The following is a 4,631-nucleotide window of genomic DNA, read 5'->3' as shown; positions in this document are numbered from 1 at the left end:
CATTAGCGATACTTTTTGTGACACGGGTATAACAGGACACTGTAATCAAAAGTTCATTTTAATTGGCATTAAAAAAATTGGCGTGACTTCAAGCCTTGCTCTGCACATCTTTCATCTGATCAGCAAGCTCGGCACGATCATAGCCCATCGTGGTTTGAATGTGGCTGTGCCCCGCTAACTGCTGCGCTATACGTGGATTACCCACTTCCAGCCACTCGGTGACGCGGGTTCTTCGCATATCATGGGTGGAGGGGAGGTTATCAAAATCAACACCTGATTGCATGGCTACCTTTTTTACTACGCGCCAAACGGATGAATTGTCGATGCCATTTAAGTCCAAAAGCTCACCTTTTTTGTTAGTACGCCCAAGCAGAAAGAGTCCCTTAACTGGCAATGAATTAATATGCTTAAGCCAATCTGATAGAATCGTTGTTGACCTCGTATTTAAGGGCACTTCACGCTCCTTGTTTCCCTTACCGACAACCCTAACCACTTGCTCTTTAAGGCGCACATTTGCGATTTTGAGTTGCGAAATTTCTTCGCGTCGTAAACCTAAATCAAAACCTAACGAGAGGATGACCTGATCACGCCTGGATTTATCGGAGTCAAGTTCAGTGCAGGCAAAGAGGGCGCAGATGTCCGGTTTAGATAACGCTTGGCCAGTAGGTAGACGCTCACCCTTAATGGCTTTTATTGCCTTGATTTTAGCAAACTCATTCCCCTCCATAAAACCTAACAACCAGGCCTGGTTAGCCACACCTTTTATCGCGGACAGTATTGCGTTGATGGTGGTGTACTTGAGCTGCTGCGCTTTTAAGTCCTCGATGATTTCAAGTGTCTTGGGATAGTCGAGTTCATGCCAGGGATAAGTGCTGGGCTCATCAAAGCCGTGCATCGAAGAGATTTTCTTAAGGCGCGAGAACACTGTTTTTTTGGACACACTGGAGCCAAGCAATGACAGATAGATTTTAAAAGGATTAGAGAGGGACGCCATAATTTTAGTGAGCTATGAAGTTAATAGATGTAGTATAGCAAACGATTTACATAGCGCAATAGAACATAAGTTTACGTTGCACTTTGTGTAAATATAATAAAAGTGAATTTAAAAAATGTTAAACAAAGCGACCAGTCTATCGAAGCTCGACAGTTTTTTAAAAAACGGCACAGCTCGGGCAAGCTATAACAATTTTAGGGTCTTGCATGCCCCCCAATATCCACTAACAAGTCTGAATATTATCCTCAATCCTCATGCTTAATAGAAAAGTCATTCGCCAATAAATCAAGCTGCTCTTGATCAATCACCGCTGATGTCGAGTCATAGTCTTCAGGGTTAATATTAAACTCCATATGTACATTGACATTTGACCTGCCTAGCGGATGAAATATGGCATACCGGTCGGAATAGCCCGGTATGTACTCATTATCGTATTTCAATCTCGTTACAACAACCTCAGTCCATCGACCCGAATCTAGAGACACACGGTAGTAGGGAGTATGTTCATTAAGTTTTCCAATATTGTTTTTAACAAACCGCTTATGAAGCTTGTAAGCAAGTTTTGACTTGATTTTTTCGTTTTTGTCCAGTTTCGCTTGTAACCCATCAATTTTTCGGTATAGCTTCTTATCCTTCTTAAAACAGGCAGTTAATGTAGATATAAAATCATTATCGATCATCTCAAGTTTCATCCGTTACTCCATCTTATTTGCCATATAAAACAATTTTTCATAAACTTATTATAGCCAATCGCGCTGATGGAAAGGGTGCAATCAAAAGTACGCTAAAAGCTAGGAACATTGTTTTGGTCATGCATATGGATGCTTGACTCTCACAGGTCATCATGATAGTGACCTACCATATGCCATTCTTTGTCTAAGAGCGTCACCGGCTAGGATTAATCTACGCTTGTCGCGTAACCCCCTCAAATAACAGCAAGTTGGGCTGTAAAGATACCCTTTGGACTGCTATACATTATAGAAAGGCCTTTCTACACAAATGGCTTACGTAATAATTTTGCTAGGAATAGATTTATTTCTAATTATTTCGCCAGTCTGAAAGCTTTTTTTCAAGTCAGATGCAGATTTATAAGCGTAAAACCTCCACTTTTAACTATTTTTATAGACCAGTGCCTGCTTATAATTATTTTTTTGATAAAATGCTAATTTATAATTATATTACCAGCGTAATAATAATTTTACTAGGATGTTCTATGGAAATAAATATTTTGGAATCTCGACCTGCAGGCTATGCGTATCTGCTTGATAAATTTGAGCTGTCAGGCATGCCCCCTTGGCACACCTCATTTGTGTCGTCATCAGGAACTCTCAGATCGAAGGTTCAGAATGGTGCAGTTGAAGACATATACCCGACAAGGTATTGGCCCGGAGAAAGCGTCGGAGACCACCTTGAGTTTGCGCTGAAATATGACGGCGTCAACTTGGGCTTGCTGGCGCACATTTTTGAACATACCTCTCAGCAAGACCTAGTCGAATATATCAATTCCAAGCCGACAGGAAAGTATGCTCGAAAGATTTGGTTTTTCTATGAGTTCCTGACGGGTAAGCCACTGCCTATCGATAACATTTCTCAGGGCAACTATGTCGATTTACTGGAGGCAAAAGAATATTACACGGTTCAAAACGGAGAAAAATCCCCACGCCACCGCATTGTCAACAACCTCCTTGGCCCCAAAACCTTTTGTCCAGTCGTCAGGCGAACTGAGAAACTTTCCAAACTAGATTCAGCCGATCTGCGTAAAAGGTGCGAGGATATTGTCACGGCCTACCCACCGGAACTTCTTCGCCGGGCGTTGAGCTACCTCTATAACAAAGAAACGAAATCATCCTTTGAAATTGAGCATATTAAGCCTAATGCTTCCCGGACTGAAAAATTCATTGCCTCTTTAGAACTTGCAGAAAAGGAGGATTTTTGCGATAAGGAAAGACTGATCGAACTTCAGAACCGCATTGTTGACCCGCGATTTAAAGATAGTGACTACCGGTCTAGCCAGAATTATGTCGGACAGACGCTCGCTTATCGCAAAGAGATCATACACTTCATCTGTCCAAAGCCTGATGACCTGCCAAGTCTGATGTTGGGTTTAATCGATTCCCATAAACGGATGAAGGCGGGAAATGTTTCTCCTGTCATCCATGCCGCAGCGATTGCCTACGGTTTTGTATTCCTGCACCCATTTGAGGATGGAAACGGACGAATCCATCGATTCCTGATCCATAACATCCTTTCGATGAAGCAAATGGTACCACGCGGACTCATGTTCCCGGTTTCGGCCGTCATGCTTAAGAATCCTGTGGATTACGATGCATCGCTGGAAGCGTTTTCAAGGCCGCTACAGGGACTCATTGATTATCGGCTGGATGAAATGGGTCAAATGAGCGTCGAGAATGAAACGGCATGCTGGTATCAGTATATGGATATGACATCTCAGGCAGAAGCCTTGTACGAGTTTGTAACCAAAACAATTGAAGAAGAGCTCGTGGAAGAACTCAGCTTTCTGGCTAACTATGATAATACCAAGAAGGCGATTCAGGACATCATTGACATGCCTGACCGCCTGATTGACCTATTCATCCAGTTGTGCCTGCAGAACAACGGCAGCCTTTCAGCAAGAAAGAGATCGGCTCACTTTGATTTCCTGACCGATGAAGAAATCGCGGCCATGGAGCAGGCTGTAAGCAATGGCTATAAACAGGCTTGATTAATCAATAGCTTGGCTCCCGTATCGCTTTTTACTTATTTGAATATTAAAAACAGATTGCTTAGAGTCTTTGGAGCCGAGCAATGATACTTTTGCTTTAACCTGTTTATCTGGATCAAGCTTCCGTGTTTTAGTAAATCAATCTAAAAACAAGATGAAAATTTGGTTACCCTTATCTGCTGGGCTCTCTATTCCTGCTGGATTGCTCTACGCTCTATCCAGTATCCCAATCTGGAAGAGGTTGGTTGATTTCAATCATAGCGCTCAAACCGACCCAGAAGGACACGGTTTTACGTTACATCAAACACAAAGTGCTTTTGAACAAGCGGGTTTATGGGGAACAGAAAAACTTCACCTTATTAACAGCGCAACGACCCGACTAGAACTTGACTGGTCTACCCTACCTCACTTAAGTTTATGGCTTGGCAATGTCACAATGGCGAGTATTGTTCTCATCATTATTATTTTTCTTGCACTACTTTTTCTTCAAATTCGTTCTGCAAACCCAACGATTAAACCACTCTTGGTCGGAGGTTGGCTTTTGTTGCTGGTGAGTCAGCTATTTGCAATTATGCCCTCTTTTGGTCTCCTGCCCTTCACGGGACATTATGGTTTGCTTTTACTCACACCTGGAGAGATCACTCTTGTAGCCGCATTGCTACTCGCTTTGAGTCATTCAGCAAGACAAACAAATAACCCATAGCGAGGTATTCTCATAACGATAGGGCTTTATGTAATCAGTCAAGTATACTGAAACTAATCTACCTTGCGCTGATTTTGGGCCAACAAAGCCATTACTTCTTGCGCACTCATAATGGTATGTTCACCGGTTGCAAAACCGGTGTCAATGTATATTCGATTACCTATAACCTTGGGCGCTTTAACGGTTGTATGCCCGTGCAGAACAAGATCAAT

At 42.5% G+C, this 4,631-nt stretch carries 4 protein-coding genes; 2 read left to right on the top strand and 2 right to left on the bottom strand.

The annotated features are described in order from the left end of the window. Positions 1 to 88: 88 nt before the first annotated feature. Both NA59_RS12490 and NA59_RS12485 read right to left on the bottom strand, forming a co-directional pair. The gene (locus tag NA59_RS12490; protein WP_044413415.1) at positions 89 to 895 is read right to left on the bottom strand and encodes a tyrosine-type recombinase/integrase; all 807 of its coding nucleotides are present in this window, start codon (positions 893 to 895) and stop codon (positions 89 to 91) included. 344 nt (positions 896 to 1,239) lie between these two features. Further along, complete coding sequence (locus tag NA59_RS12485) at positions 1,240 to 1,686, bottom strand: hypothetical protein (RefSeq protein ID WP_044413412.1); 447 nt, start codon at positions 1,684 to 1,686, stop codon at positions 1,240 to 1,242. 521 nt (positions 1,687 to 2,207) lie between these two features. On the opposite strand from NA59_RS12485, the gene NA59_RS12480 reads away from it, so the two are divergent. Both NA59_RS12480 and NA59_RS12475 read left to right on the top strand, forming a co-directional pair. Next, the gene (locus tag NA59_RS12480; RefSeq protein WP_044413410.1) at positions 2,208 to 3,716 is read left to right on the top strand and encodes a Fic family protein; all 1,509 of its coding nucleotides are present in this window, start codon (positions 2,208 to 2,210) and stop codon (positions 3,714 to 3,716) included. Positions 3,717 to 3,786: 70 nt separating this feature from the next. Next, a complete protein-coding gene (locus tag NA59_RS12475) occupies positions 3,787 to 4,419 on the top strand; it encodes a hypothetical protein (RefSeq protein WP_232504097.1) in 633 nt (210 codons plus the stop codon). Positions 4,420 to 4,631 lie beyond the last annotated feature (212 nt).

Origin of the sequence: Thiomicrospira microaerophila (assembly GCF_000934765.1) — a bacterium.
In the GTDB taxonomy this organism is placed as follows: Bacteria; Pseudomonadota; Gammaproteobacteria; order Thiomicrospirales; family Thiomicrospiraceae; genus Thiomicrospira; species Thiomicrospira microaerophila.
Note: the sequence above shows the minus strand (reverse complement) of the source record. Positions and strands in the feature narration are given on the sequence as shown.